We start from the raw sequence: 25858 nt of genomic DNA, 5'->3' as shown, positions 1-25858 counted from the left end.
AATAGCGGCAATTTAATAAAACCTGACTTTACCAAAACAAATCAATAAATTACGACACTCCGAATCGACTCACCACTTTTCATCAAGTCAAAACCTTTATTGATGTCATCAAGGCTTAAATGATGAGTAATCAGGTCGTCAATATTGAGCTTGCCTTCCATATACCAGTCTACGATCTTGGGCACATCGGTACGGCCACGCGCGCCACCAAATGCCGAACCTAACCAGTGGCGGCCTGTCACCAACTGAAACGGACGAGTGGCAATTTCTGCACCAGCTGGCGCAACGCCAATAATAATGCTCTTGCCCCAGCCCTTATGGCAGCATTCCAGTGCCTGACGCATCACCTGAGTATTGCCAATACATTCAAAGGAATAATCTGCGCCGCCATCAGTGAGCTGGATGATCGCATCCACCACGTTTTCAACCTTGGATGGATTAATAAAATGCGTCATGCCGAACTTGCGTGCCATGGCTTCTCGTTCGGGATTCAGGTCAACACCAATAATCTTGTTGGCACCCACCATTTTGGCGCCCTGAATCACATTCAGGCCAATACCACCCAAGCCAAACACAACCACATTGGCGCCCGCTTCCACCTTGGCAGTAAACAGCACGGCACCCACGCCAGTGGTCACGCCACACCCGATATAGCAGACCTTGTCAAATGGCGCATCTTCACGGATTTTGGCCAGTGCAATTTCCGGCACCACAATATGATTGGCAAAGGTAGACGTACCCATATAATGCAGAATTTCCTGTCCATCCAGACTAAAGCGGCTGGTACCATCCGGCATTAAGCCCTGACCCTGCGTGGTGCGAATGGCTTGGCACAGATTGGTTTTTTGCGACAGGCAAAATTTGCACTGGCGACACTCTGGCGTATACAGCGGAATCACATGGTCACCGGGTTTGAGACTTTTAACACCCTCGCCCACTTCCAGTACCACGCCTGCGCCCTCATGACCCAGAATTGCCGGAAAACGGCCTTCAGGATCTGCACCAGACAGGGTGTAATAATCTGTATGGCAAATTCCGGTTGCCTTGATTTCAACCAGCACCTCGCCTGCGCGTGGTGGCGCCAGCTCAACCTCATGAATGCTTAATGGCTTGGCCGCTTCCCAGGCAATGGCAGCACGTGTTTTCATTTAAGACTCCTTTTATCCTTAAGGTCATGACGGTTGGTTTATGTAGTAACCAGACATTTTAAATCACTGATTGATTTAATGTCAGGGAGTGACACGCGCAGCCAGCACAGGTTGCGCTGCGGGAGTCGCCAGCATATCCGGCGGGAACAGACGGCTTTCAAACTGCGGTAGCATCAGTGCCATATTTTGCCCGAGCTTGAATTGCGGCTGTGAATGCGGAAAGCCCTGCGCTTTTTCCCATTGCTTGATACGGCCGTTGGCCATATCAAAAGCACCCTTAAAGCTATGCTGTGCTCGTAATGCCTCATCAAAAAAGGCACGGCCAAAATAGGTGTAATCCGCCTCATTGGTACAGCCAAATGAGGTACGCTCAGCCGAGGATGCAGTAATAACCAGCGTATCCGGGGATTGCAAGGCGGGCACAAAGCTACCGGAATAGCAGGATGAAATGACAATCACCCGCCAGCGAATACCAGAGCGATCCAGTGTTTCACGCAGCCATTGCGGATCAATCGATTGCATGTCAATCGGCTCATTGGCCAGTTCAAACACATTGGGCAGGCCATGCGACGTCATGTATAAAAACAGCACATCACTGTCAGGATTCATTTGCTGGCCAATCCGCGCCAGACTACGCTCAATGCTGGTTTTAGTGGCGATGGGCTGGCTAATAAAGGTGGCTTTATTATTTACCAGACCAATAGAACGGCCATAGGTGCCAAAACGGGTATCAAACTGGCGCTGAATGCGGTCAACTTCCGATTTAAATACGTCCTGATAGCCTGCCCCGGCAATACCCATAAAATACCAGTTACTTTGACCGGGCACACTGCTCTGCATTTGCGACAGCACATCATCCAGCAGGCGCGGCTGGGCATAAATCGCAGCTTCTGGCAGCGTGATGCGGGTTTCTTCCACTTTCCAGATGGGCTGGCTGCTGACCGAAGACTGCCAGATGGTCAGGGTAATGATGATACCCACCAGAATTAAGGCCTGCTCCCACCACGGCCAGTGCAGTGCGCGGGCAAATACCCAGAATACTGCAACAGTTTGCCAGACAAACAGCACCAGAAAAATTGTGGGCAGGTATTCATAACTGACATCCGGCAGGCGGTCAATCTGGCCTAGAAATTGTATAAAGCTTTGTAATAGCGCAACATTAACATCAGCAATCAGCCATAGCATGGCTGGAACCAGCATTAGCCGGCCAAGTCCACTGCGCTGTGCCAGAAAAATCCCGGCAATCAAGGCAATAAACGGCCACAACAGGTAGCTCACCAGCCCCTGCAAGTTAAAATGTCCTGCCCCACCTGCCGTTAACCAGCTAAACAGGGTATTAGCGAGACAGGCCAGTACCGCCCAGAACAGGAACTGCCAGCCATTGGGAGTAACCCAGTCAAAGCAGCGTCTTGAGCCAATTAGCATCCACCACGCGGCAATCTGGTTATCACGCAAATCACTAAGAAAGTTACGAGAAGGCTTTAGTTCAATCATCTAGTGATTCGCTCACATCACACCCAAACTGCATGCGTGTATCCTAGCAAGAAAAGCCTTTTAAACTGTATTTTTCTTGTCTATGAACAACATAGATTACAAAAATAAGCCAAAGAGCAATGTCAGAATTCAGTTTTTGTCGTCAGCTAATGGACTCACCAGTTCACTGGGCCACCGGATCGAATCAATCAGGGCTGTAAGCTGACCATTCGCTGCATAAGGCACTACTCCAAGGCAAGGTGCACTGAGTTTTTTCTGTAGGGTTTCAATTTGCTCTGCCATAAAAGGCTCCTCGGCATGCAGGCAATTGGCCACCCAGCCAGCCAGCGGCAAACCATCACGCATAATCAGCTCAGCCGTCATTAGCGCATGATTCAGGCAGCCCAGCCGGATACCCACCACCAGGATAACCGGCAGGCGCAATTGTTTGGCCACATCAGAAATATATTCCTGCATATTAATGGGCACACGCCAGCCCCCTGCACCTTCCACCAGAATCCGGCTGGCACGGGTCGATAATCCAGCACGGATGTGCCCAACCACGCGTCCAGCCTGCAAGCGCTCGCCCACCTGTGCGGCTGCAATATGCGGTGAAGTTGCTGCGGGTAACTTGATCGGCGCCAGCAGCTCTTCAACCAATTTAATACTGGCATATTGTTGCAAGCACTGCGCATCATCACTGTGTAGATTCCCTGATGCATCAGTGCTACACCCTGCGGAAATTGGCTTGATGGCAAAGCAGTCATAACCCTGACTACTGGCGCGCGCCAACAACAGGCTGCTGACAAAAGTCTTGCCCACATCCGTGTCAGTTCCGGTTACAAAATAAGCATGACGGGCGGTGGCTGTACTCATAAAACGAACCCTAATCAGTTAAAAGCAATCAAAACCTGTTAAGCCCTAAGCAACAAATGAGAAGGTATTAATAAGTATTGAGAAAAGCCAATGGATGTGCAGAAGCCGGCTTTTTAAGATGCAAAAACAATACCTCAAATGACAAGGCAATGGGTGACTGATCATGTAGCCACTGCTTCCAGCGCGACAAGTCCTGACTGGATTTTTTCTGACTTGGTTGATTCTGCCCGGTCTGGTCGCCACCCATTTGCCGGATTGCTGCAATCAGTGCTTTTAAACTGGAAAAATCCTGGCTAAAGCGTCGGATTTCATGCCTGGCTAAAACAGGGCCAGCTTGTTCCAGCCACGCCTGTGCTGACTCAAACTGGAATAAGGGAAAACCCGGATAGCGTATGGCCACTTCAGACAGTGAACCCGCCACCGGAACGGCAAGCCATGCCTCGCCCCCCGGCTGAATGACACGCAGGATTTCCGGCACAATGTCTGAACCCAGCCAGTGCAAGGCAAAATTACTCACCGCACCATCCAGCATGTCATCAGCTAACGGCAGCTGGCTGATATCCGCCAGAATGGTTTGTATGCGGTCATCATTTTCCAGTGCCTTTAGCATATTTGGCGCAAGGTCAATCGCCCAGACCCGTGCACCCTGTGCAGCCAGTGTTTTGGCCAGCACGCCTGTACCGCAACCGGCATCCAGCCATACGCTGTTGGGTAATACAGGATCCATCCAATCCAGCAAATGCCGGGCAGATTGCTGCTGGAGTAAACTGACCTGATCATACTGCCCTGCGGCTGCATTGAATTTTTGCCAGATGGGCGTATCCATTGAAGCTTCCGTTTTAAATGCCTAAGACTGAATGTACCGATAGCAAAAGGGTTAATGGCACAATTACCCTGATTTTTATGTGCAGCTTGAGGTGCAAAACAGCGATAGTTCCAAGATTACACCACGCTGTCCTGCTTACTATAGCCTGGCCTGGAAATAACCATCAAAGCGGCAGGCATCTCCCAGCCATTGGTGCTGGGGAATAGCTGCTGTTAGGGTTGGGGCATGCCGTGGCCGCTTGACAATCACCCGGCCTGCTATTTGTTGCGCTAATGGCAGCAGATATTCGCCCAAATCCATTGTACCGTTCTCAGGCAATAACTGATGCAATATCTGCATTTCTTTTTTCACCAGTGCCTGCTTTTTCTGGTCTTTATGCCCCCCTTTAGGAAACATGGGATCCAGATAAACCACATCTATACGGGTACTGGATTGCTGGCATTGCGTTAAATAATCACTGGCTTCACCATGCACCAGTTGAATGCGCTGCATGGTTTCCGCCAGTTCAGCATGATGACTCGCAGCCAGATGGGCGTCCTGTAGGAGTGCAAACAGCACCGGATGGCGTTCAATCAGAGTCACGCGGGCACCCAGCCAGGCCAGTAATAAACCATCATGACCCAAGCCTGCGGTGGCATCAATCAGTAATGGCTGCTGCTCGGTTTGGCAGGCCCGCGCAATCAGTTCATTTTTACGTGAGGCACGCTTCAAGCGGGCCAGCTGGCCAATCCAGTCTGGTTGCATTTGCATGCCTGCAGCAGCCAGATGCAATCCATTGTTATCCAGTATTAGTGCCAGCTCAGGATGCTGCCTTAAAAACTTGGGATTTATTTTGTCGACGATTTGCAGCGTCGTCTGTATATCACGTTGTAAAAATTGCGGCTGACAAGCCAGTGCATGCTGCTGTTGCTCATGCGTGGCCCATAATGTCAGATGCATTACCACTGAATCCAGCCTGTCCACGCCGTCACTAAAATCACCACACCAAAGATAATGCGGTAATAGGCAAACACACTAAAATCATGCTTGGACACATAACGGATCAGCGCACGAATCACAATAAGGGCCGACACAAAGGCCACCAGCATCCCAACGCCCAGTACCAGCATGTCATTGCTGTGCAGTTCATGCCGTGACTTGTACATGTCCAGCAAGCCTGCGCCCATCAGGACCGGAATACCCAGAAAAAACGAAAACTCGGCGGCGGCCTTACGTGACACGCCCACCAGTAAGCCGCCAATAATGGTAGAGCCTGAACGTGAGGTGCCAGGAATTAGCGCCAGACACTGAATCAAGCCAATCAGGATGGCATGCTTAAAGCTGATGTCTTCAACTTCCTGTGCTTCAATCTGATGTGGCCGTTTTTCTGCCCATAAAATAATGATACCGCCCACAATTAACGCAATGGCAACCGTTATGGCATTAAACAAATAGGCCTTGATCTGGTCACCCAGACTCAAGCCAATAATCACAATGGGAATGGATGCCACAATCAGGTTCATGCTAAAGCGCTGGTCTTCCCGCTTCCCCGTTAATGTGCCAATTAAGGCGCCCCAGAGCTTACCCCAGTACTCATAAATTACTGCGGCAATGGCCCCAATTTGTACGGCCACGGCAAACAGTTCACGCTTTTCCAGCGTCCAGAAATCCAGTAGCTGTGCGGTTAGAATTAAATGGCCGGTACTGGAAATAGGCAAAAATTCGGTAATCCCTTCCACCAGTCCCATAATTGCCGCCTGAATCAGCAACCAAATATCCATACGCACTCCCGATGTGATAAAAGCAACACACTACATTGACATGATTAAAAAAGCTTAATTTTTTGGTGAACCCTGCTCGGCAATTTTTTTCCAGGCATTGTCACGCAAGTAAACCGGCAACGCCTGATCTGCACTCACCGCTTTACCGGCCTTAAATGCTGCGTAGCCCAGCCGGGCAATATCTGTACTATTGGCATGTACGTCTGAATAGGTAGCCAGTTCACTGGCATGGGTCAATAGAGGACCACCATTTCCGGCCAGTGCATAACACTGTGTTTGATCAGGCAATCTAACCTGATCATAGGCAACCAGTTGTTCAATGCCAGATTCATCAGTTAGCGGCTGCATCAGTTGCTGCTGATCCAGCTGGTAAGCCGCGGCATATACCTCATTCATCCGGGCATCCAGCACTGCCAATACCTGCGTTAACTGATACTGTCGATATGCAGCCTGCGCCAGTGCCTGCAAGGTCGATACCGGCACAACCGGTAGATCATGCGCCCATGCCAAAGCCTGCGTCACGGCCGCATTAATTCGCACACCACTAAATGATCCCGGCCCACGACTAAACGCAATGGCATCCAGTGCATTCACATGGATTCCCTGCTCGGCCAATACTGCATCAATCATGGGTAAAATCAGGCGGGTTTGCTCACGGCTACGGTTGTCCTCACGATGAGCCACCACAGTTTGCCCATCAAACAACGCCACAGAACACCACTCATTTGCTGTTTCCAGTGCCAAAAGCATCCTGTACCCCCAAGCCTAGCCCGTGTATTGTTTCTTGATATGTCATTTGATTTTAACGCCTGCTCAACGCCTGCAAGCCAATCGTTAAAGCGGGCTATATTAACAAAAACTGTTGACCATTTATTACTTAAGTTGTTTTTGTTTGAATACCTTTAAATCCTGGCAAAAAAACCAAACAGGATAGTTACAGCAATTCACCAGATAAGAAAACAAATTACTATAAATTAGTGAGATACCATTAAGAACATAGTTTGGGGTGAAATCATGCGTTCTTTATCACGTACCCGGGCGTTTCAGGCGCTTCGTGAACGTCAGCGTGCACGACTTTCCAGAAAGCCGGAAAAAGTACCCACCAAAGGCTGGGTTAACCGGTTACAGTTTGCATTTTTTTCAGGTGTGATGGGATTATTGCTGGGTGGCCTGTTTGACTTTATTACTTCTCTGATCCGCACTTTTACTCAGCCGGACGGAGATGGTCAGTTTATCTGGTTTTTGGCCTATGTTTTTACTGGACTAGGCGCGCTGGTTGGTTTTTGCTTTGGGCCACGAGCGGGTGAGCTGTATGCACAAATTTTTGCGCTTGATGATCATGGTTCCAGCACTGCGACCAGTGAACTGATCCGCCTGATTGCCAAAACCTTGCTGGTGGCAGCACTAATCTGGTGTGTCCTGCTGATTTTTACTTAAAGGAAATAATGTCAAACAATTAAGATTTACCTCGAAAGGCCTCATAACGCAATAAGTACTGATAAAAATACTTAGTGTGGGGTCAGATTTACTCGTCTTCCGGGAAAACAGTTTCCCATTCATCAGTCTTAGCCCGCACTCCCGTTAAACGATCTATTTTGCGCTGGAGTTGTTCCCTGAGCAACTCCGTTTGCTGGCCTACCCGTTGCCATTGCTGCTGTACGGTAAAAGGCTGATGCTTCTGGGCCAGACTACTGGCATTCACAGGCAAATATAACGATGCAGCACCCAGCCCAGTCAGACGTTTTTCTGTACTGCCAAACCACGGGCTTTGCGCGCATAGGCTGGTGCATAATTGTGGCATCACCTTGGATTGCAATTGCTCCAGCAACTCCTTGGCTTGCGTACGGCTCAAATTGGTAAATGGCTGCTTTTGAGCCAGCTCTACCTGTTTTTCCAGCAAATCCATCACTTGCTGTAGGGAATGGTGATCCCGGATGGTTTGTGCCATATCGCTAACCAGCGCAGCAATCAGCTTGCGTTTTGCTACCGCTTTTACCTGACTACCCATACACACCTCATTACGTCAAACACGGCAAAGAGATCATTTAATAAATACTATAATATCAAAATAATGACGTCAAAATCCGTATCTTTACCCAGTAATCGTCTGGCTGCACAATTGCCTAGACGCGCAATGTGCTTTAACACTTATAACTGATGGGGCCGCAAACCATTTTTAAATTTCTGGTAATGGCTGGCATAATGCAGCGCACTCATGCGGTTCATTTGTGCCACCATTTCACTGGCTTCTTTCACTACCTTTCCCGGTGATCCCATCACAATGGAATTGTCTGGAATAACTTTACCTTCAGGAATAAGGGCATTGGCACCAATAATACAGTTCTTGCCAATCACTGCATTGTTCAATACCACAGCGTTAATGCCAATGAGTGTATTGTCACCAATAGTACAGCCATGCAGCATGGCCTGATGTCCAATCGTTACATATTCACCAATTGTCAGTGCAATACCCGCATCCGTATGCAGCACTGCGTTTTCCTGTACATTACTGTAATTGCCCAGAATAATCGGGCTGTTATCGGCACGAATAACTGCACCAAACCAGATACTGACCTGCTGACCCAGTTGCACCTGACCAATGACTGTTGCATTGTCAGCCACCCAGCCATCCCAAGGGCTTATTAGACTAGTGGGGCAATGGTCATCCAGACAATACAGCATAAACATCCTTCCTGTTTTATAAGGTTTAAATTACCAGACTTAAGCCACAAGATTTAAAGTTTTAAATAATGTCTTGCGGCTGGTTCATTAAAAACGGCCATTCGATAGAGTGCCTTAACCCACGCCTGAACAAAGACACCAGAATACGTGCAGTCAAACCCCAGATAATTTCATTATCCAACTGGAAACTGGGCATATAATATTGCTGCCGGTTGAACTGTACTGGATATGGCAGCGGCTGTGCCTTAATAATATGCATGAGTTCCACATAGAAAATCCGCTCGATTTCATCTGGCTGTGGAATAAGGATCACATCCGGTGGAATCAGGCCAACAATAGGTTTAACCCACATGCCACTTTTGGCCCGCTGACTGGGTAATTCCCCCAAAAGCTCTACCTGAAATGGATTTAAACCTGTTTCTTCAAAAGCCTCACGCAGCGCCACCACAATATTACTGGTGTCTCCTGCTTCCCTGCGTCCGCCTGGAAAAGACACCTCACCTGCATGATGCCGCATGTGGGATGCACGAAGGGTGAGTAACACTCTGGGTTGCTCTTCACGGGTAATTGCCAGCAGCACAGCAGCATCGGCACGGCGTGGTGAAGGGGCAAAGCCAATGCCCTGCCTTAACTGATCAATCAGTGAGTCAGCTTTAAATCGCGGAGTTATCATATTTTGCTGCATCATCGTAGCTTACCGCGTTAAACTGGCGATAACCAGATGCCACAAACAAAGTTTTCAGTTATGCTCAACAACTCATCAAGATTTTACTGCTGCCATTCATGTCTTTTTGCCTAAAATGCGGCCAGCAAGGCCAGATTGTTATTCCAGAAGGTGACCAACGCGAGCGTCTGGTATGTTCCAGTTGTGGTCATATTCATTATGAAAATCCCAAGGTCATTTGTGGGGCATTGGTCATTCATCAGGACAAAGTGCTGTTGTGCAGACGTGCCATTGAACCCCGCTATGGTTTATGGACCTTACCAGCAGGGTTTATGGAGCTGCACGAGACCATGGAAGAAGGCGCAGCACGTGAAACCTGGGAAGAAGCAGAAGGTGTTGTGAATATTGAGCAGCTATACTGCATGTACAATATCCCCCGTATTGGGCAGATTTATGTTCTATTTAAAGGCAGTTTACAGGATGGACAGTATGGCGCCGGGACAGAAAGCCTGGAATGCGGCCTGTTTGGTGAAGATGAAATTCCCTGGAATGAACTGGCTTTTCCCAGTATCGAGCGCACGCTTAAGCACTATTTCCATGACCGGCAGCACGGCCAGTTTACCCTCCATCTGGAAACAATTAGCAGCTGACTAATGCTTAATGCTTAATGCTTAATGCTTAATGCTTAATGCTTAATGCTTAATGCTTAATGCTTTTAAAAAGATTTCTACTTATAAAAGCAAGCTATAAAAAAAGGGGCTTTTGCCCCTTTTTTAATAATTTTATTGTCTTTGTTGAACTGTACAGCTTGGCGAATTATTTACCTGTGCTGAACTATTGATTTGTAGCGTACCATAGTCTTGGTTTGCTGCAAGTTTTTCAGCAGCAGTAACTGGATCTAGCTTATCATCTTTCGTTGTCGCTGTATCATTGGATGCTGCATACTCAACACGCAGACGGGTATAACTGTTATAGGTATTCGCCCAGATTGCAGCATTGGTATCACTGTCACCCAATTCGGCACTGGTCGCATTAATTGAACCACGCTGACCTGCAGCCACATTACGGAGACCTGCCAGATTGATCTTAACGCGCTCACCAATACCAATCAACGTACCATCTAGGTCACCAAACTGTTCACCTGCCAAAATAATACTGGGGCTTAGATAAAATTGGGAACCATCTGTACTTGGATAAGCCGCTCGAATTGTTCCAATGACTTTTTGTTTGAAATAAACCGGATTGCCATCATTATCTTTGATTGGGTCTCCATTTGCGTCTTTTTTAGGCTGTCCACATACTGCTTCAGAATTAGTATAGTTGGTTTCATTATTACCATCAGTAACAATGTCACCATTGGCTAATATTGCAATGGGCAGCGTGACCGATTTTGCACAGGTGGCACAAGCTTTGGTATATTCATCCCGATAATTAATAGTAAGCGTTGCATACAATGGAATTTGATAGGTCTGACCTAGTGAAACCAGTTCTTTAACACGCCATACCGCTGGATCCAGATAAGTATTTACTGCACCACGCTTGAATACTGTCGCTGTACCACTAAAATTAGTTCCGCCAATGGTATTCTTTTGCTCCCATGTACCAAGCTCACTACTATCTTTAATTGCACTGCCATTATAAAGCTTGTAAACATCTGCTGAGCCTAGTACTGCAAGATCACGGATTAACTTACCATTTACGAACCGAAATGTGTTGCCATTATATTTATTTGCGTCCGAGTTATCAGCAGTATAGGCTTTAGGACCTATATTAAAGCTGAAATTGTTAAAGCGATTGGTGTAGGGATTGAATACATTGGAATCATCAGCTAAACGCATTTTTGAATATTTGTTTTGTAAATAAATAGCATACCGGGTTAAGTCTGTAGAAGTCGGTGCAATCCACTGTAAGCCATAACCTGTATTGTCACCTGTACGATCCGTTAAAGCAAACATGGCAACTGTAGCGCTTGTATTGCTGCCATCATTACCTGATACGCCAAGCTTTAAATCCACTCCAGTGGTTTGAAAAAGGCCGGCATCCAGTGTTGGTGTTGCAAAGAAGACGCCTGAATTCTTGGCCAAAATGACTTTTTCCAAGCGATGTTTTGCTTCAGCAGTAGAAATCAGTGTTATTTTCTGCGCTTCTAGCCAAGGCTTGGTTTTGCTAATAAATGTCGTGTCCTGAAAATCTTTAGCTGCCACATCTTCAGTCATTTTCTCAATATCAGCTTTGACAGCTGTATCAATATAAACCCGGTTCACAGGTGCTGTATCAATATAAAACTCATTACTACTTGTATAAGCCTTAGTAGAGTCTCCACGGTTACTACGAGCGATTGATTGCAACAACTGACTCATATTAGTTGCTGTTTTTGCAGCTGCACTCTCATCTAAACTGCTAATGGTCGAATTAGTAACACTTTCAGCCAAATCCTTAGTGGTAATGCGAATTAAAGAAGTATCCTGCACCTCAGATGAAATTGTATTACGCACTGGCTTAACAGCTAGTGTTCCAAAAACAATTTTGCGCGTCCCTTCAGCTGCTTTTAAATAAAATGTAACATTGGAATCTATAGGACAGCGAGCTACACCAGTATTACTGGTCACACTATGATATTTGCCGCATTCATAGTTCAAATTAACCACAGGCGTATCATCAAAAACAAGGTCAACGCACGTTGTGTCAGAGCTTGCACACTCAACAACAGTATTGCTTCCCCCGCCTGCTGTAGGATCTTCATTGATGGTATTACTGCCCCCACCACAGGCACTTAGCATCAAGCAAAGGCTAGTTAATGCAAAAGGAAGTTTTGAAGCCTGATAAAGATTTCGCATTACAGTATATCCAATTAAATAAATAAGGCTAACGAATTGGCGTCAAACGAACCTGTCCTTTGTTCGTTAGTTGTGTTTCTGATAAATCCGCTGCAGCTTCCAGAGGAGTAAACAAAATATAGCGGGTATTTTGCGGTATATGCAAATATCCCTGAATTGCCTGATGTGTTGTGACAGTAGGCGCTATAGTTGCCTGATAAAAAGCATTTACCCCTTCCATGACACAACCTTTTTCATCCAGAAAAATAGGTAGCGGCCAATAAAACTTCGGATTACTCATATTATTAGCATAAGAGGTTACCTGAATATCATTGATAGGTTGTGCAAGTTTTGCAACTACAAAATCAAATTTTGGCTCAAATCCTGGTCTGGGCCAGAAATCCAGATATTCATCCTGTTTAAATAGCTTGGCACCTTTAAGCTGTTTTTCATTAAAACAAGTGGCACCAGTTAGCGCAACAATTTGTACCTGGGGAATACGCTGATAATTTTTAGAAAAGTCAACTACTTGAGGCTTCTCAATTTTTTGCTTGCGAAATACGGTCATATCGACCCCTTTTTCGCGCTCCAATACCTCATGGCCGCCTATACCATCAGGCAAATTATAAAATCTTTTTTTGCCTTCCAGATTAAATTCGCGTTGTTCTAGGTACTCACTATCAATGTATTGCTCCCCATCAATCACAGTGACAGGCTCAGCATCAGACACCTGAGAAGTAGTTTTAGGCTTGGTTACTAAGACTTCAGGAACAGTTTGTGAATTAGGCTCATTAACAACCTTCTGATGATTAGTTTCTTTTGGTAATCCAGAAGAAACCTGAGTCTGAGGTGTAGCCTGACTAGTCTGCTTCTTGGTATCAATAGGCTGAACTTGCGCCTGAACCGTTGATGGCTGAGCAGGCAAGGCATTGTTTTGTGGTACCAGTCCTACAACTGCGCGAGGATTTGAGGTAATTGGTGCTACTGATTCTGTTACCTTTGCTGGCTTATGCCTGCTAAATAAAGACCATCTTGAGGTTAAAGGCGACTTTTTTTTAATTTTTGCATTCGTTGTAACTTCCGAATTCTTGTCATTTTTATTAGAAGCATTACGGTCTATTACAATCATTTGCCCATCCGGACCTACAATTGTATAAAAACCGGAACGCTCTGTCGCGGCATTAACCACACTAAGGCAGCATAAAGCCAGTGTACCAGCGGCGACAGGTTTCCAGGTTACTCGTGCCATTTCAAATACCAATTACCATTTAGTACGATAGGCTATACCAAGAATGGTGACTTTCGTATTTGTTTTTACATTTAATCCAGCATAGGGATTTAATAACAGGTTATTAACTCCGGTCTGGTTAGCAAGTCCACTGGTATTAGCAGGAATATTATCGCGGCTACGCAGGTGCATTACCGTTAAATCAATATCAGTATCTGGATCAAACCGATAGCCCATGCCTGCACCAAACATTTGTGCATTATTGATTGGCACAAGGGTATTACGGCGGTCATCAGGAATTGCACTTTTACGAGGTTCATATCCCAAACGCAGTTTGAGACGATCTGTAGCACTATACTCCATGCCAACACCCCAGCTCCATGGACTGCGGAATTTGAGAGGCAAGTTTAAGCTAGATGCCGTTACGTCGTTAGATAGCAATTTTGCAATCTGTAAGGCAGAAACCTGGCGGTCAAACTTGAATCTAAAGTAGTCCCACGCTGCATAATCTGTCCAGCCAATATCAAAATTAAACTGTAAATCAGGCAGTACTTTATATTTTACCCCTGCCTGAAAATGCGCAGGATATTCCAGATCCATAGAGACTTTACCTGTCTCACTCGGTGGAACATACGATGGAAAGCCCAAGATTGCCTGTAGAATTGCACCGGTTACCGATGAACTCAGAGCACGAATTAACTCCTGTCCACCGCGACCATTTTCAATTGCATAGTCACCCTTAAGCTTCATTTTGCTATTGCTTTGATAAACCATACCAAAGCCAAAATCGTCACTTGGTTCCCACAGTAAGCCTAGATTGTAGGAAGGTGATAGTGTTTGCTCCAGAGCAACTTCCATTGAACCAAAGCTTTTGAATGGCCCAACACCTTCTTCTGCATTACACAAGCCAAATAGCAATAAATCACTAACAATGTTGCCATTTTCTTGAAATGGACCACAGACATCTTCATCAATTAGGCGTAATACGCCGATTAGTTCATTAGGAAAACGAAGGTCAGTTTTTAGGCCAATCGCCTGATATGACATGCCAATAGAGGCACCTAATGATAAATTATCACTGACTTTATAGGCAGCAGAAGGCGATAAATAAGTAATACGCTCAATGGCAACCTGTTGACCCATGAAATTGCCAGGATCGCCATCAGCCGAGCCAAAACCAGCCACCAATGGTGCATACAATGCGGAAGCGTAAGTTATTTTTGAGCCCGGTGGCTTATAGGCAGCACCTGCCAGCGGGGCAGCCAGTGGTAAGCCTTGAGGCCAGTTCACCATCTTTTTTAATACAGGGACATAAAGACTGGGATGGTCAACCTTACTAACAGCATAATCCTTGAAGTCACTACAAATTTTTTGGCCAACAGTTGCTACATCATTACAGATGATTGGATCGTCAGAGTAGCCAAAAACGTTGTAACCCGCTGGTGCTTCAAATTCACGCCGGATATTAAAGTCAACCAGTAAACCCTGAACATCAGTTTGCAGACCTTCAATTTTAGTCAGGCCTGCCGGGTTAAAGTGAATTGCACTAATCCCTGGTGGGTCTGCTGTCACCGCATTTCCCATAGACAATGCACGGATATCAATGGATAAGTTCTGTCCTAGCTGGGCATGGCTTATTACCGGCATACTGGAAAGTATGATGGCATAGGCTAAAGGCTGTAAACGCAAATTCAACTTCATACCGGCATGCCTCAGCGGGTTTCACGACCAAAACCCAGGAAATCCAATGGGAACGATAATCCCAGAGAAACGTCTGGCGCATCTTCTGTCAGACCAAAACCCACTGAACCATTGACAATCGTTTTTGGTGAAACACGTACACCCAAGGAAAAGCCTAAAGACGCACTGGTTTGGTCAGCAGGCGTTGAAACTTCGCCACTGGTAAAACGGAATTCACTATTGGTAGAAAAACTTTGCTGATAGGACATGGTTAAGGACACATCGTAGTTAAACGAATAGGCAAAACCAAATGCAATCCCGCCGCTAATACCTGGATCAAATTCATCTAGCGTACGCTCTCCTCTACGCTGATCTAATCCTGATTCCTTTAAACCATAGCTTACTGAGCCTGAAGCAAATAGGACGACTGGATCAATAAATTTACGGGTACTGGCACCACCGCCGATTGAGTAATATCCCTTACCGGTTGATAACCCACGAGTTGCATCAATTTCGTAAGGACTATCTCCTGTTTTGGTCGACAAGCTACCAAACAGGATTAAAGGTAAACGACCTGCTTTTAACGGAAATGGTTCCCAGCGTGCACCAAAACTAAGATCGCCCAAGCCGGCAGTAGTTTCATCCTTTAAGTTATCACTCTTGGCAACCAAAGGTAATGAAGCTGTTAAGGTTAAGTTATCTAGCAAACCATACTGGAAAGTAAAGGTATTAGTAATAGTATGTTGTGCGTCCTCTTCAATCCGTAAACGGGTCAGCGTAGAGCTGCTGTCGCTTAATGCCAGATCTAGGCGACTATCACGATAGTAAGTATAGTCAATATCATAAGTAGCGGAATATGATCCACGTTTAGAAAGCGAGTATTGCTGCTCAGAACGGGTAAAAACTTCTTCAAGGTTACTTTTGGTTGAGGCGTCATCAGCTTTTTGTTGTAGGACACCAGCCGCTTTATTCTCAGGCACCATAGAAGGCGTTTCTGACGCAGCATTTGTTGTGGTTGTATCAGGCGCTGGCGTTGAACCAGTACTCGCAGCAGTACTATCACTACGTTCATTAATTGTGTTGACAACTGCACTGTCAGTATTTGGATTATTGTCATTGGTTAATGGTGCTTCTACCTGAGCACGGCTTTCGGCAGCGACAGGATCGGTTGTCCCCTCTATAGCTGACGGTGCAGCAGTGATCTGGCTATTGGCATCGGTGGCATTATCCTCTGCCGCATATACATTTACACCAATCATTGCCAGACCAATACTTAAAGACAATATTGACCGATTCATCCATTGTTTCTGCATGACTATAATCTACCTTGAAACAGTTATCTTAAATTACACAAATACCCAAATCTATTAGTTATCAGCCAGTGCTACTTGCGTTTGTAATAAAGACGCATATAGGTGTCAATCGGCTTCTGATAATTATCAGATTTTGGGTCATCATCCAGTACACGGCGCATGGTTGCAGCGCGATCAGCATTCTTTTCCATCATTAGTGTTGGATAACGCACATCTACAAACGCAAACCGATCAATCACACTGTCTTCTACAATGCGCATGTCACTTTCCTGTAGCCCCAGTAAACCAGGAAGTTCACGCCCAACAGGAGGGTCAATAATAAATAAGGTATTGTTATCCCAGATTTCCTGAAAATGCTCAGCACTAAAACTTAAGTTACCTAGTGCGGGATCGGCAATAAATACTCGACCATCACGATAAGTTTTAAAAACAACAAAGTGTTTAAATCCTGCATAAGCAATAGGCACAATGGCTGGCTTATCCAGTTTGGTTAAATCAGAAAATTGTCCTTTAAAACCACCACTGTTGTAGCCAAGTGCTGTTACAAAGCGCTTCATATCCAACAGAGAAAAGCTACGGCGCTCTACAATACGGTCATATTCACCATAGCGCATTAAACCATTCATGGTCTGTTGCTCAGTCAGCTTTTCACCAATATAACCATTTAGTAGTGTCGTTAGCGCAGCAGAACCACAACTATAATCATAGGCTTGCTTTACAATGCCGCGAAACTGCTGCTCGACAGCAGGTTTAACCTGTACCGGATTCTGGTGATATTTACCATAAGAATAGTAACGGGAATCTGCAACCTCTGAGTAATAGACAGAACCCGCTGGCTTGTCTGCTACCTGCAGAGCTTCGGTCGCAAAATGATAAATCAGAGCTGACCCTAGTGTGATAATAAACATAGCGCACTTTTTCTAATTTTGGATAACCCGTTCACTGGGTTACCATGTCCTGTTAAGAATACGACTTTAGGTTAATAAGTCGTCATCCATGTAATTTACAAGATACCGTGTTTTTGTCACAAATACACTAAATTTTTTTATTTAATTTGCACTTTAGCGAACTAAATAAATCTAAAACTATAGCCCCCTAACATTTACTTTCAGATTCGTAACGCTAGCGCCTATTACACCAAAATTACCCATAGAACCATTTTTTAAGTTACTGAATGTATTTACATCCTGGCAACCTGAGCTACAGCCTGCTGTAATATTGCTAAGCACTAAATCAACTTTATCCGTAGCACCAGATTTTCCAAAGGTCAAACCGTCAGCATTAATATCGCCATAGAATCCATTAAGACGAAAACCTGTAGTCTGGTTACTTGCTGAAAGTTTAAAATTGAGTTTTAAGCTTGAGTTACTCGAACTATTAGAAGAAATAAGTTCAATTGGATTAGCACCGTCTGCACCTGTAGTACTCATGCAGGAAGCATTATTGCCAACACATAAAATACTGCCACCGGTAAACATAAACATGTGTCCCTGCGGAGTATTCCCCAACTGGACATTAATAGTTAATGGGTCACCAGATTTAAATACCGTATCTATTCCTTCTCCGTTCACTCTAAGTAACTCAGTTACCCCTGTACGAAAAGTATTGGTTGTTGAGCCATCCACCTTACGCCCTGTAAAAATGCTGGTATCACCTGTCGCCAAATAAACAGATAAAGGATTAATTCGTATACGTTCAAGATCAGAAGGTAAGGATATTGCAGCATTAAATACTGGACTGGCAGTATTAGCATCAGCATCCATTTGAATTTTTATGGGAGCAGTGGCCAAAGTAGTAGAACTGTTATTTCTGAATAACCGAATACCTTGCGTAGAACTATAAGTAGCTGGTGCAATAACGAGCGAAGCCTTATTGCTGGCATTAGTCATACCATTGGTGTCTGTAATTATTGCTTCACTAAAGCTAATCGTAGAGTCAGCATACTGAAGTGCAACAGTAATACCATCCTGTCCAGTTTGCTCAGCCAAGGCATTATCATCCATTGCCTGAAGCGCCCAAGCATTAGCCGTGGAACACAATAGACCAACTGCTAAAGCAAGATTATATTTTTGCATAGTCGACCTTCCTGATCTCTCACTGGACGCTTCACAGCGTAGACGAAGCATATTTTAACAGAGTTGATTATGGTGCACAAATTTTAAGCGAAGTTTAATGTCCACTGATTGTCATAGATAAACTGTTGAGATTCACACCAAGCACACTGATTCCACCAATCGTAGGAGCACTACTTGATAACCCACCTACCTTGACATTACTTAGCAAGAAATCAACTTTGTTATTAGTACGACTTGTATCTATAAGCAAGCCATTTGACGTAACACTTATGCCAATATTATCCAATGTTAAGTCGTTAGCTCCATGATCACGAAGAATAATTTGATCAATTGCAATTCCATAATCATTGCCAGTTGAAGAGGTTGATCCATCAATAAGAGTAAAATTATTTAAGCGAATGCCGTTATTAATAACACCAGAGAAATTAAGCAAATTACCTTGAGGGGCATTCCCAAGCTGAGCATTAAGATTTAAACCACTTAATTCAATTTCTGTATCACCAAGAATTTTTTTCTGATTAATAACGCCTGTACTGTCTTTACCAGCTACATAGATATTGCCCGTATTTATTTTTAAATTATCTGGCATATCAATATTGATATTAAGAAAAGCATTAGATCCATTACCATCAGCATCCATGGTAATTACGGTCTTTCCACCACTAATACGAAAATTTGTTGAAGGTGTACCATCACCAAAGATTACAGCACCTGCAGTTTGAGACAAGCCTGACCAGCCGTCATTATCCGTCCAGATAACTTTACCAGAAGTTCCTGAGTTATCCAGAGTTAAAGTAATACCATCCTGCCCCGTGGTATCACTCAGAGTTTCATCATTAAGAGCTTGCATTGCAAAAACTGGAAAAGCAGAAGTTAATCCACTAAACAGCATGGATGCGATGATCAGTTTTCGAAGTTTAAACATACTACTCTTCCTTTAAGTTTCATGCATCCAGTGCCATCTGCTGCTGCAGATTTATAATTATTATACACTCCTGATGACAAAGCGGCATCTTGTGCCGCTTTGCTTTACATATTTAAGCAGCTAAATTAATTAATGGCCACTAATAGTCATGTTAGGCACTTTCATACCCAAAATTGCGATATCACCAACTTGATGGGCAGCATTTGCTGTACCCAACTGAACTGCAGTTAGTCGAACGTCAACATCACCAGCTGTACGAACAATTGATAAACCATCAGTAGTAGCTTTGATATTAGTTCCTAAACTTAAGTTAGCAGCACCTTTATCACGGATATTGATGTTGCCAAGGTGAATTACGCCACCAGCACCAGTTGAGTTATCTTGCAGCTCCAGGTTAGCGATATTTACACCACCTGCTACACTACCACCTAAGGCAATCATCGCACCTTGTGGCGCATTACCTAACTGAACATTCATCTGTGCACCACCAAGACTTACAGTGATGTTATTTAAAATTTTAGCTTCATTAGCAAACTGTGCACCAGTAGCTCCAACGCCATTAGATTTGGCTACATAGATATCACCAGTATTTACAGTTAAAGCTGTTGGCAACCCAATATTTACGTTTAATACAGGTGAAGTACCATTCGCATCGGCATCAACTTTAATGACTACCGCATCACCTGTTGCACCTTTAATGCTAAAACCAGTACCTGTACCATCAGACTTTTTACCCAGTACAATCGCACCGGCAGAAGGGGTAGCAATACCGTAGCTTGCTGTACCTACACCATCGTTATCATGAACAACAATATTATCGGCACCAAAGATTGTACCATCAGCCTGTGCATCCAACTTGATTGTAATACCATCCTGACCTGTGGTTTGGCTCAGCGTTGAATCATCAAGCGATTCCAGAGCAAAAGCACTGCTGCTGATTGCCATAGCAGAAACCAAAGCTAATTTTGTTAAAGTTTTCATCGTATTGTTCCCTGTTCCCTTGAAGATAAGACTGATTACCAAAAATCAAGTCAAGAAAGCCGACAATATTACTATTGTCGGCCCACAGCCTATTAGTGGCCAGATACCAGAATTTCAGAGTTAACCATTTCCATACCCTGAATTTCGATAGAACCTAAAGAAGCAGCAGTAGAAAGATCACCCAGTTTGATGGAACCCATGTAGATGTCGTTAGCACCAGTTGATTTGATAGACAGACCTTGGTTGTTTACACCAATCAGTGTATTAACAGTCAGGTTAGTGCTGTCAGCACTGGTAATTGCCATGTTCTGAATACCAACTTGACCACCACCAACATTGTCGTTAACAGTCAGGTTAGCAATACGGATACCGCCACCAATTACACCGTTAGCAGCAATCATAGCGCCTTGTGGCTGATTACCCAGTTGAATGTTCAGTGCACTGGCACCAATAGTCAGATCAACGTTTTCAATCAGGGAAACTTCACTAGTTACACCACGACGTGCTTTACCAGCCATTGAAGCTACGCTGTTAGAAGCACCAACACCAATGCTGTCAACATGGATAGCCATAGCATTGTTCAGCATGTTTACGTTCAGAACTGGAGCAGTACCGCCAGCACCAGCGTCAGCGTCAACTTTTACAATTGCCAATACGTCATTGGTTAAGCCCAGTGCAGCACGAGCACCAGCTGATGCCAAAGCAAATGGACTAGTAGTATCCACTTTAACGCTTACGCCATTTACAGTGATACCACCACCAGTCGCTGTACCGCCAGCAGTTGCAGCAGTAGTTGGGCTAATAGTAGCAGCAGTAGACAGACCGTCGTTGTCATGAACAATCAATTTACCAATTTTAACTTCATCAGTTTTAATGGTTAAAGTGATGCCTTCTTGACCAGTTGTAGAGCTTAGAGCTGAGTCATCCATTGATTGCATTGCCATTGCTTGACCGCTAATTGCCACTGCGGAAACTAAAGCGAGTTTAGTAAAAAGCTTCATTGCACTCTCCTACGAGTATAAGTTTTGTTGTGCCGCTACTACCTTGTACGGTGTTGTGTATCCAATGCATCCTTACATGGTATTCTTGTAGCTAATCCTGCACAGCAAAATTACAATGCGTACGCTTTGTGTGCAAGCGCTTTTTACTACTTTTGTTTAACATCCGATAAACGGTAGAATATTAGCTCTAATCATTCAACCCAGTTTTATTATTTATATTATTTTTTATAATCAATCACTTAATTATAAAAAATATATATTTGAAGCACTGCCATGGATACCCATACTGTGATTGTTAGACAGGAATTTTGTACTGATTGTGAATCAATTCAAACTTTATCCATATATTTACAAAATTGCGCTGGTTTTATTTTGATTAGCTATCCTACGACCAAAGTTGTAGGGTTATTTCCAAAGTGGCAAGCTGTTGCCTTCTCAGCTTCTAGCACACTGATACTAGAACGTCATGGCTTGCAACAATCGGTTAATTTGCAGCATGCTGATTATTTTTCTATGCTTAATCAATACTGGAATGGATCTCAGTTAAGGAATTCCTATGCCAAAGAATCTTCAAATGGGAATTTTTATGGTGGATTAATGGGATTTATCGGGTATGACTTAGCTGCATCCCAGGCCATAACACTGGAAAATTTAGCATCGCCTGCTGCAATAATAGGGGAATATGATATTTTTCTGAAACAGGAAGTTTCAGTAACTGGAAAAAAGGTTTGGCAACTTTATGGACCCGACTTATCAGAATTGCAGGCTATATATCAGCATATTCAGGAACTTTTGTCGGAAACTGCCACCCGGAATGCGATTGATCCTGCCTTTCAGCTTAGCTTACCGTTTCAACCAGTCTGGCAGTTTCAGCAATACCAATATGCTTTTAACAAAATCCAGAATTATCTGAAGCAAGGGGACTGTTATCAGGTCAATTTAACCCAGCCTTTTAAAGCAATGATGGAAGGCAGTTTAGTTTCTACCATTGATGCGTTAATGCACCTAACCAAGGCCAGTTATGGCGGCTTTATAAAATATGGTGATTTTGAGCTGCTCAGTTGCTCACCAGAATTGTTTATTGAATTTAATGCTGAGGGTGAAGTGATCACCAAGCCGATCAAGGGAACTCGTCCTCGTCATGCAAATCCTGAAATTGATGAAGCGCTTAAGCAACAATTACTAGATTCTGAAAAAGACCGCAGTGAAAATCTAATGATTGTCGACTTATTGCGTAACGACCTAAGTGTTTATGCCCAGACTGGCAGTGTGCATGTGCCTGCATTGTTTAAGATAGAAAGTTTTGCGCAAGTGCATCATCTGGTTAGTGAAATTCGGGCTAGACTTAAGCCTGAAGCATCGCCACTGGATGTTTTGTTTAGTGCCCTGCCCGGTGGTTCAATTACTGGCGCACCCAAGATACGGGCAATGCAGATTATTGATGAGCTAGAAGCAGAAAGTCGTGGGGCTTATTGCGGCAGTATGGGATTTTTGAACTATGATGGAACAGGCACTTTTAATATTTTAATCCGTAGTCTGCAAAAACATGGAAATACGTTAACAGCCTGGGCAGGTGGCGGTATTACCATTGCTTCAAATTGCGAAGAAGAATATCAGGAATGCCTTGATAAAATTGGTGCAATCTTGAACTGTGTTAATAATTTGGGAACACAGAAAAAATCTGGCTAAATGTTAAAACCGCTTCTCCGTATAAAGCCTTTTTTTACAGATTTAAGCTATAAATTTAGCAGCCCTAATCCTTAGCCTGTTTGATAGAAGATAAGGATCAGACTTATCTGTATGGTTAAATGATTTGATTTAAGCGATCAATTAGGCGTTGCTGTTGTTCAATGGTGCCAATGGTAATGCGTAAAAAATTATGGATTTTTGGCTTGTTAAAATGCCGTACGATAATGCCAACCTCACGCAATTTGGCGGCAATTTCCATAGCAGCATACTGATGATGCTGAGTGAAAATAAAGTTGGCTTTAGAAGGAAGTACCTCAAAACCCAATGCAACTAACTGTGCGACCAATTGTTCACGGTTATCAATGGTTTGCTGACAAGTTTGCTCAAAATAGGCTTGATCTTCAAAAGAAGCCACCCCGCCTGCAATGGCCAGTCGATCCATCGGATAGGAGTTAAAACTGTTTTTTACCCGCTCCAGTGCTGCAATTAAATGCGGCTGGGCAAAAGCCATGCCTATGCGCAATCCTGCCAATGCACGGGATTTTGAGGTGGTCTGACATACTACCAAATTATCATATTTGTTAATTAAACTCGTGGCTGACTGTCCGCCAAAATCCACATAGGCTTCATCTACCACCACCACACTGTCTGGATTTTGCTGCAAGATTACTTCAATTTTAGCCAGCGGCAAAAATACTCCAGTGGGTGCATTGGGATTGGCAAAAATAATGCCGCCATTTGGCTGTTGATAACCAGTGACATCAATGGAAAAGTCATCAGCCAGTGGCACTTCAACGACGTTTAAATTGAAGAACTGTGAATATACCGGGTAAAAACTATAGCTGATATCCGGGTATAAAATGGGCTTATCCTGAATAAAGAATGCCTTAAAAATATGTGCCAAGACTTCATCAGAACCATTACCAACAAACACCTGCTCAACCGGCAGTTTCTGCTGGGCTGCAATGGCTTGCTTAAGCGCACTGGCATCGGGATCAGGATAGAGGCGCAGGCTATTACCCGGTTCAGTTTGCTCATTTAACACTTTGATAATGGCTTCTGCCACTTTCGGTGAAGGTGGAAAAGGGCTTTCATTGGTGTTGAGCTTGAGCAGATTATCAATTTTGGGTTGTTCACCGGGCACATAAGGTTCCAGCGTACGAACTTCTGGACTCCACAGGCGTTGCAGATGGGAACTGATGTGCTGGGTGGTCATGCTTCTTGTCTCTAAATATTTTTAAGTCATTGCTTTAAAGCAGTGTGCTTCAAACCCCTAGCCTCTTAATACGGGACTAGGTATCTCTATCATTTAATTAGCTACGGTAACGTGCTGAACCCGCATGTGCTTCCAGGCCTTCCTGCTGCGCCAGTACATCAGCAGCTTGCGCCAGTGACTTACTGCCCTCCGGCGAGCAATAAATAATGCTGCTGCGCTTTTGAAAGTCATAGACGCCAAGCGGCGAAGAAAACCGCGCTGTGCCTGAAGTGGGTAACACATGATTTGGCCCAGCGCAGTAGTCTCCAATGGCTTCGGGGCTATAGCGCCCCATAAAGATGGCACCGGCATGGCGAATTTGCGGCAGCAGCTGCTCCGGCTCATCCATACACAGCTCAAGGTGCTCCGGGGCAACCTGATTAATCAACTGTATTGCTTCAGCGCGATCCTTAACCAGCACCAGCGCACCGCGGTTTTGCAACGATGTTTTGGCAATTTCAGCGCGTGGCAATGTGACCAGATGCGCTTCAATGGCCTGTGCAACTTGCTCCAGTAATTCGGCGTCCGGCGTAATGAAAATGGACTGCGCCACTTCATCATGTTCAGCCTGTGACAGCAAATCCATCGCCAGCCATTGCGGGTTATTTTGGCCTTCGGCATACACCAGAATTTCTGAAGGGCCAGCAATCATGTCAATGCCAACCTGACCGAACACAGCACGCTTGGCCGCAGCCACAAAACGGTTACCGGGGCCAGTAATTTTATCCACGGGGGCAATGGTTTCTGTGCCATAAGCCAATGCAGCCACGGCTTGGGCACCACCAATCGTCAGCACGCGATGCACGCCAGCCAGATGCGCGGCAGCCAGTACCAGCGGATTTAACTCGCCTTTTGGCGCTGGCACCACCATGATGATTTCTTGTACGCCAGCAACTGCCGCGGGAATGGCATTCATCAATACTGAAGAGGGATAAGAAGCCTTGCCGCCAGGCACATAAATCCCGACACGATCCAGTGGCGTAACTTTTTGGCCTAATGTATTACCGAGTGCATCAACATATTGCCAGTCAGGCTGAACCTGACGCTGGTGAAACTCACGAATCCGGCTAGCAGCCAGTTCCAGTGCATTGCGCACTGTAGGTTCAAGCTGCTCAAAAGCCTGCTGCAATTGGCTAGCAGATAATTCTAGCTCATCAAAGTGCTGGGCGGGATGCTGGTCAAATTGCTGGGTCAGGGCCAGCACATGGGCATTACCCAGTTCACGTACCTGAGCAATAATCTGGTCAACAGTTTGAATTAACGCAGGATCATTAACAGTTTCAAAGGCCAGTAGCGCAGAAAACCGCTGCTGAAAACTGGCATCCCGGGTTGACAAACGACGCATTGTCATCACTTCCACAATGATAAGCAAACGCATAGTTTAGCGTGTTTGGCTGATCTTGTGGCAGTTTTAAGCATGGGTGATGATAGGAAATTCTGCACCGGACCATTGAAAGCACCGATGC

Annotated in this window: 24 protein-coding genes; 3 read left to right on the top strand and 21 right to left on the bottom strand. The window is 44.8% G+C overall.

The annotated features are described in order from the left end of the window. Positions 1-41: 41 nt before the first annotated feature. From Q337_RS0112320 to tsaB, 7 genes are all read right to left on the bottom strand, one after another. Complete coding sequence (locus Q337_RS0112320; protein WP_026471847.1) at positions 42-1148, bottom strand: S-(hydroxymethyl)glutathione dehydrogenase/class III alcohol dehydrogenase; 1107 nt, start codon at positions 1146-1148, stop codon at positions 42-44. Positions 1149-1229: 81 nt separating this feature from the next. After that, positions 1230-2642: a C13 family peptidase gene (locus Q337_RS0112315; RefSeq protein ID WP_026471846.1), complete on the bottom strand. Its 1413-nt coding sequence runs from the start codon at positions 2640-2642 to the stop codon at positions 1230-1232. 129 nt (positions 2643-2771) lie between these two features. Next, positions 2772-3497 carry a dethiobiotin synthase gene (gene bioD / locus Q337_RS0112310; RefSeq protein ID WP_026471845.1) on the bottom strand — a complete coding sequence of 242 codons (726 nt, stop codon included), beginning with the start codon at positions 3495-3497 and terminating at the stop codon, positions 2772-2774. A 67-nt stretch (positions 3498-3564) separates the two neighbouring features. Continuing rightward, entirely contained in the window at positions 3565-4323 is a 759-nt protein-coding gene (locus Q337_RS18420) for a methyltransferase domain-containing protein (protein WP_051526856.1), read from the bottom strand. Between the two features lie 138 nt (positions 4324-4461). Continuing rightward, positions 4462-5268, bottom strand: coding sequence for a class I SAM-dependent methyltransferase (locus Q337_RS0112300; protein WP_407636780.1), 807 nt, complete (start codon positions 5266-5268; stop codon positions 4462-4464). After that, complete coding sequence (locus Q337_RS0112295; protein WP_026471843.1) at positions 5262-6083, bottom strand: undecaprenyl-diphosphate phosphatase; 822 nt, start codon at positions 6081-6083, stop codon at positions 5262-5264. The genes Q337_RS0112300 and Q337_RS0112295 overlap by 7 nt, the downstream gene beginning before the upstream one ends. A 54-nt stretch (positions 6084-6137) precedes the next feature. Beyond that, positions 6138-6833 (bottom strand): tRNA (adenosine(37)-N6)-threonylcarbamoyltransferase complex dimerization subunit type 1 TsaB, encoded by a 696-nt coding sequence (gene tsaB / locus Q337_RS0112290; RefSeq protein ID WP_026471842.1) that lies wholly within the window; start codon positions 6831-6833, stop codon positions 6138-6140. Positions 6834-7097: 264 nt separating this feature from the next. Here tsaB and Q337_RS0112285 point away from each other — a divergent pair, with 264 nt between their 5' ends. Continuing rightward, positions 7098-7520, top strand: coding sequence for a hypothetical protein (locus Q337_RS0112285; protein ID WP_026471841.1), 423 nt, complete (start codon positions 7098-7100; stop codon positions 7518-7520). Between the two features lie 88 nt (positions 7521-7608). On the opposite strand, the gene Q337_RS0112280 is transcribed toward Q337_RS0112285, so the two are convergent. From Q337_RS0112280 to Q337_RS0112270, 3 genes are all read right to left on the bottom strand, one after another. After that, positions 7609-8091, bottom strand: a complete 483-nt coding sequence (locus Q337_RS0112280) for a hypothetical protein (RefSeq protein WP_026471840.1) — start codon at positions 8089-8091, stop codon at positions 7609-7611. Positions 8092-8231: 140 nt separating this feature from the next. Continuing rightward, positions 8232-8765 (bottom strand): gamma carbonic anhydrase family protein, encoded by a 534-nt coding sequence (locus Q337_RS0112275; protein WP_026471839.1) that lies wholly within the window; start codon positions 8763-8765, stop codon positions 8232-8234. Between the two features lie 61 nt (positions 8766-8826). Beyond that, positions 8827-9438, bottom strand: a complete 612-nt coding sequence (locus tag Q337_RS0112270) for an NUDIX hydrolase (protein WP_034280321.1) — start codon at positions 9436-9438, stop codon at positions 8827-8829. 110 nt (positions 9439-9548) lie between these two features. On the opposite strand from Q337_RS0112270, the gene Q337_RS0112265 reads away from it, so the two are divergent. Further along, positions 9549-10079: an NUDIX hydrolase gene (locus Q337_RS0112265; RefSeq protein ID WP_026471837.1), complete on the top strand. Its 531-nt coding sequence runs from the start codon at positions 9549-9551 to the stop codon at positions 10077-10079. Between the two features lie 132 nt (positions 10080-10211). Here the strand turns inward: Q337_RS0112265 and filF are convergent, their stop codons facing one another. The 9 genes from filF to filA (Q337_RS0112220) all read right to left on the bottom strand — a co-directional run bounded on the left by filF (position 10212) and on the right by filA (Q337_RS0112220) (position 21448). Continuing rightward, positions 10212-12266, bottom strand: a complete 2055-nt coding sequence (gene filF / locus Q337_RS0112260; protein ID WP_156935794.1) for a putative pilus system protein FilF — start codon at positions 12264-12266, stop codon at positions 10212-10214. Between the two features lie 28 nt (positions 12267-12294). Then, complete coding sequence (filE, locus tag Q337_RS18415; protein WP_156935793.1) at positions 12295-13494, bottom strand: putative pilus assembly protein FilE; 1200 nt, start codon at positions 13492-13494, stop codon at positions 12295-12297. 12 nt (positions 13495-13506) lie between these two features. Beyond that, entirely contained in the window at positions 13507-15174 is a 1668-nt protein-coding gene (gene filD / locus Q337_RS0112250) for a putative pilus system OmpP1/FadL family transporter FilD (RefSeq protein WP_026471835.1), read from the bottom strand. Positions 15175-15185: 11 nt separating this feature from the next. After that, positions 15186-16466, bottom strand: a complete 1281-nt coding sequence (locus Q337_RS0112245) for a transporter (RefSeq protein WP_156935792.1) — start codon at positions 16464-16466, stop codon at positions 15186-15188. 71 nt (positions 16467-16537) lie between these two features. After that, a complete protein-coding gene (gene filB, locus Q337_RS0112240; RefSeq protein ID WP_026471833.1) occupies positions 16538-17374 on the bottom strand; it encodes a putative pilus system C39 family peptidase FilB in 837 nt (278 codons plus the stop codon). Positions 17375-17551: 177 nt separating this feature from the next. Beyond that, positions 17552-18541: a DUF6160 family protein gene (locus Q337_RS0112235; RefSeq protein ID WP_026471832.1), complete on the bottom strand. Its 990-nt coding sequence runs from the start codon at positions 18539-18541 to the stop codon at positions 17552-17554. A 94-nt stretch (positions 18542-18635) separates the two neighbouring features. Further along, positions 18636-19466 (bottom strand): DUF6160 family protein, encoded by an 831-nt coding sequence (locus Q337_RS0112230; RefSeq protein WP_026471831.1) that lies wholly within the window; start codon positions 19464-19466, stop codon positions 18636-18638. 129 nt (positions 19467-19595) lie between these two features. Beyond that, positions 19596-20447: a putative pilus system protein FilA gene (filA, locus tag Q337_RS0112225; RefSeq protein ID WP_026471830.1), complete on the bottom strand. Its 852-nt coding sequence runs from the start codon at positions 20445-20447 to the stop codon at positions 19596-19598. A 92-nt stretch (positions 20448-20539) separates the two neighbouring features. Further along, the gene (filA, locus tag Q337_RS0112220) at positions 20540-21448 is read right to left on the bottom strand and encodes a putative pilus system protein FilA (RefSeq protein WP_026471829.1); all 909 of its coding nucleotides are present in this window, start codon (positions 21446-21448) and stop codon (positions 20540-20542) included. 273 nt (positions 21449-21721) lie between these two features. Here filA (Q337_RS0112220) and pabB point away from each other — a divergent pair, with 273 nt between their 5' ends. Then, the gene (pabB, locus tag Q337_RS0112215) at positions 21722-23137 is read left to right on the top strand and encodes an aminodeoxychorismate synthase component I (protein ID WP_051526853.1); all 1416 of its coding nucleotides are present in this window, start codon (positions 21722-21724) and stop codon (positions 23135-23137) included. Between the two features lie 115 nt (positions 23138-23252). On the opposite strand, the gene hisC is transcribed toward pabB, so the two are convergent. Together hisC and hisD are read right to left on the bottom strand one after the other, a co-directional pair. Next, positions 23253-24353, bottom strand: coding sequence for a histidinol-phosphate transaminase (gene hisC / locus Q337_RS0112210; protein ID WP_026471827.1), 1101 nt, complete (start codon positions 24351-24353; stop codon positions 23253-23255). A gap of 97 nt (positions 24354-24450) precedes the next feature. Then, on the bottom strand, positions 24451-25737 hold the full coding sequence (gene hisD, locus Q337_RS0112205) for a histidinol dehydrogenase (protein WP_026471826.1): 1287 nt from the start codon (positions 25735-25737) through the stop codon (positions 24451-24453). Positions 25738-25858 lie beyond the last annotated feature (121 nt).

This window comes from Alkanindiges illinoisensis DSM 15370, from assembly GCF_000619845.1.
In the GTDB taxonomy this organism is placed as follows: domain Bacteria; phylum Pseudomonadota; class Gammaproteobacteria; order Pseudomonadales; family Moraxellaceae; genus Alkanindiges; species Alkanindiges illinoisensis.
The sequence above is the reverse complement of the archived record's forward strand: the minus strand, read 5'-3'. Positions and strand labels throughout refer to the sequence as shown.

Coding starts and splice junctions, on each gene's coding strand:
- Q337_RS0112320 (WP_026471847.1), bottom strand. CDS start 1,148: ATGAAAACACGTGCTGCCATTGCCTGGGAAGCGGCCAAGCCATTAAGC.
- Q337_RS0112315 (WP_026471846.1), bottom strand. CDS start 2,642: ATGATTGAACTAAAGCCTTCTCGTAACTTTCTTAGTGATTTGCGTGAT.
- bioD (WP_026471845.1), bottom strand. CDS start 3,497: ATGAGTACAGCCACCGCCCGTCATGCTTATTTTGTAACCGGAACTGAC.
- Q337_RS18420 (WP_051526856.1), bottom strand. CDS start 4,323: ATGGATACGCCCATCTGGCAAAAATTCAATGCAGCCGCAGGGCAGTAT.
- Q337_RS0112295 (WP_026471843.1), bottom strand. CDS start 6,083: ATGGATATTTGGTTGCTGATTCAGGCGGCAATTATGGGACTGGTGGAA.
- tsaB (WP_026471842.1), bottom strand. CDS start 6,833: ATGCTTTTGGCACTGGAAACAGCAAATGAGTGGTGTTCTGTGGCGTTG.
- Q337_RS0112285 (WP_026471841.1), top strand. CDS start 7,098: ATGCGTTCTTTATCACGTACCCGGGCGTTTCAGGCGCTTCGTGAACGT.
- Q337_RS0112280 (WP_026471840.1), bottom strand. CDS start 8,091: ATGGGTAGTCAGGTAAAAGCGGTAGCAAAACGCAAGCTGATTGCTGCG.
- Q337_RS0112275 (WP_026471839.1), bottom strand. CDS start 8,765: ATGCTGTATTGTCTGGATGACCATTGCCCCACTAGTCTAATAAGCCCT.
- Q337_RS0112270 (WP_034280321.1), bottom strand. CDS start 9,438: ATGATAACTCCGCGATTTAAAGCTGACTCACTGATTGATCAGTTAAGG.
- Q337_RS0112265 (WP_026471837.1), top strand. CDS start 9,549: ATGTCTTTTTGCCTAAAATGCGGCCAGCAAGGCCAGATTGTTATTCCA.
- filF (WP_156935794.1), bottom strand. CDS start 12,266: ATGCGAAATCTTTATCAGGCTTCAAAACTTCCTTTTGCATTAACTAGC.
- filE (WP_156935793.1), bottom strand. CDS start 13,494: ATGGCACGAGTAACCTGGAAACCTGTCGCCGCTGGTACACTGGCTTTA.
- filD (WP_026471835.1), bottom strand. CDS start 15,174: ATGAAGTTGAATTTGCGTTTACAGCCTTTAGCCTATGCCATCATACTT.
- Q337_RS0112245 (WP_156935792.1), bottom strand. CDS start 16,466: ATGCAGAAACAATGGATGAATCGGTCAATATTGTCTTTAAGTATTGGT.
- filB (WP_026471833.1), bottom strand. CDS start 17,374: ATGTTTATTATCACACTAGGGTCAGCTCTGATTTATCATTTTGCGACC.
- Q337_RS0112235 (WP_026471832.1), bottom strand. CDS start 18,541: ATGCAAAAATATAATCTTGCTTTAGCAGTTGGTCTATTGTGTTCCACG.
- Q337_RS0112230 (WP_026471831.1), bottom strand. CDS start 19,466: ATGTTTAAACTTCGAAAACTGATCATCGCATCCATGCTGTTTAGTGGA.
- filA (WP_026471830.1), bottom strand. CDS start 20,447: ATGAAAACTTTAACAAAATTAGCTTTGGTTTCTGCTATGGCAATCAGC.
- filA (WP_026471829.1), bottom strand. CDS start 21,448: ATGAAGCTTTTTACTAAACTCGCTTTAGTTTCCGCAGTGGCAATTAGC.
- pabB (WP_051526853.1), top strand. CDS start 21,722: ATGGATACCCATACTGTGATTGTTAGACAGGAATTTTGTACTGATTGT.
- hisC (WP_026471827.1), bottom strand. CDS start 24,353: ATGACCACCCAGCACATCAGTTCCCATCTGCAACGCCTGTGGAGTCCA.
- hisD (WP_026471826.1), bottom strand. CDS start 25,737: ATGCGTCGTTTGTCAACCCGGGATGCCAGTTTTCAGCAGCGGTTTTCT.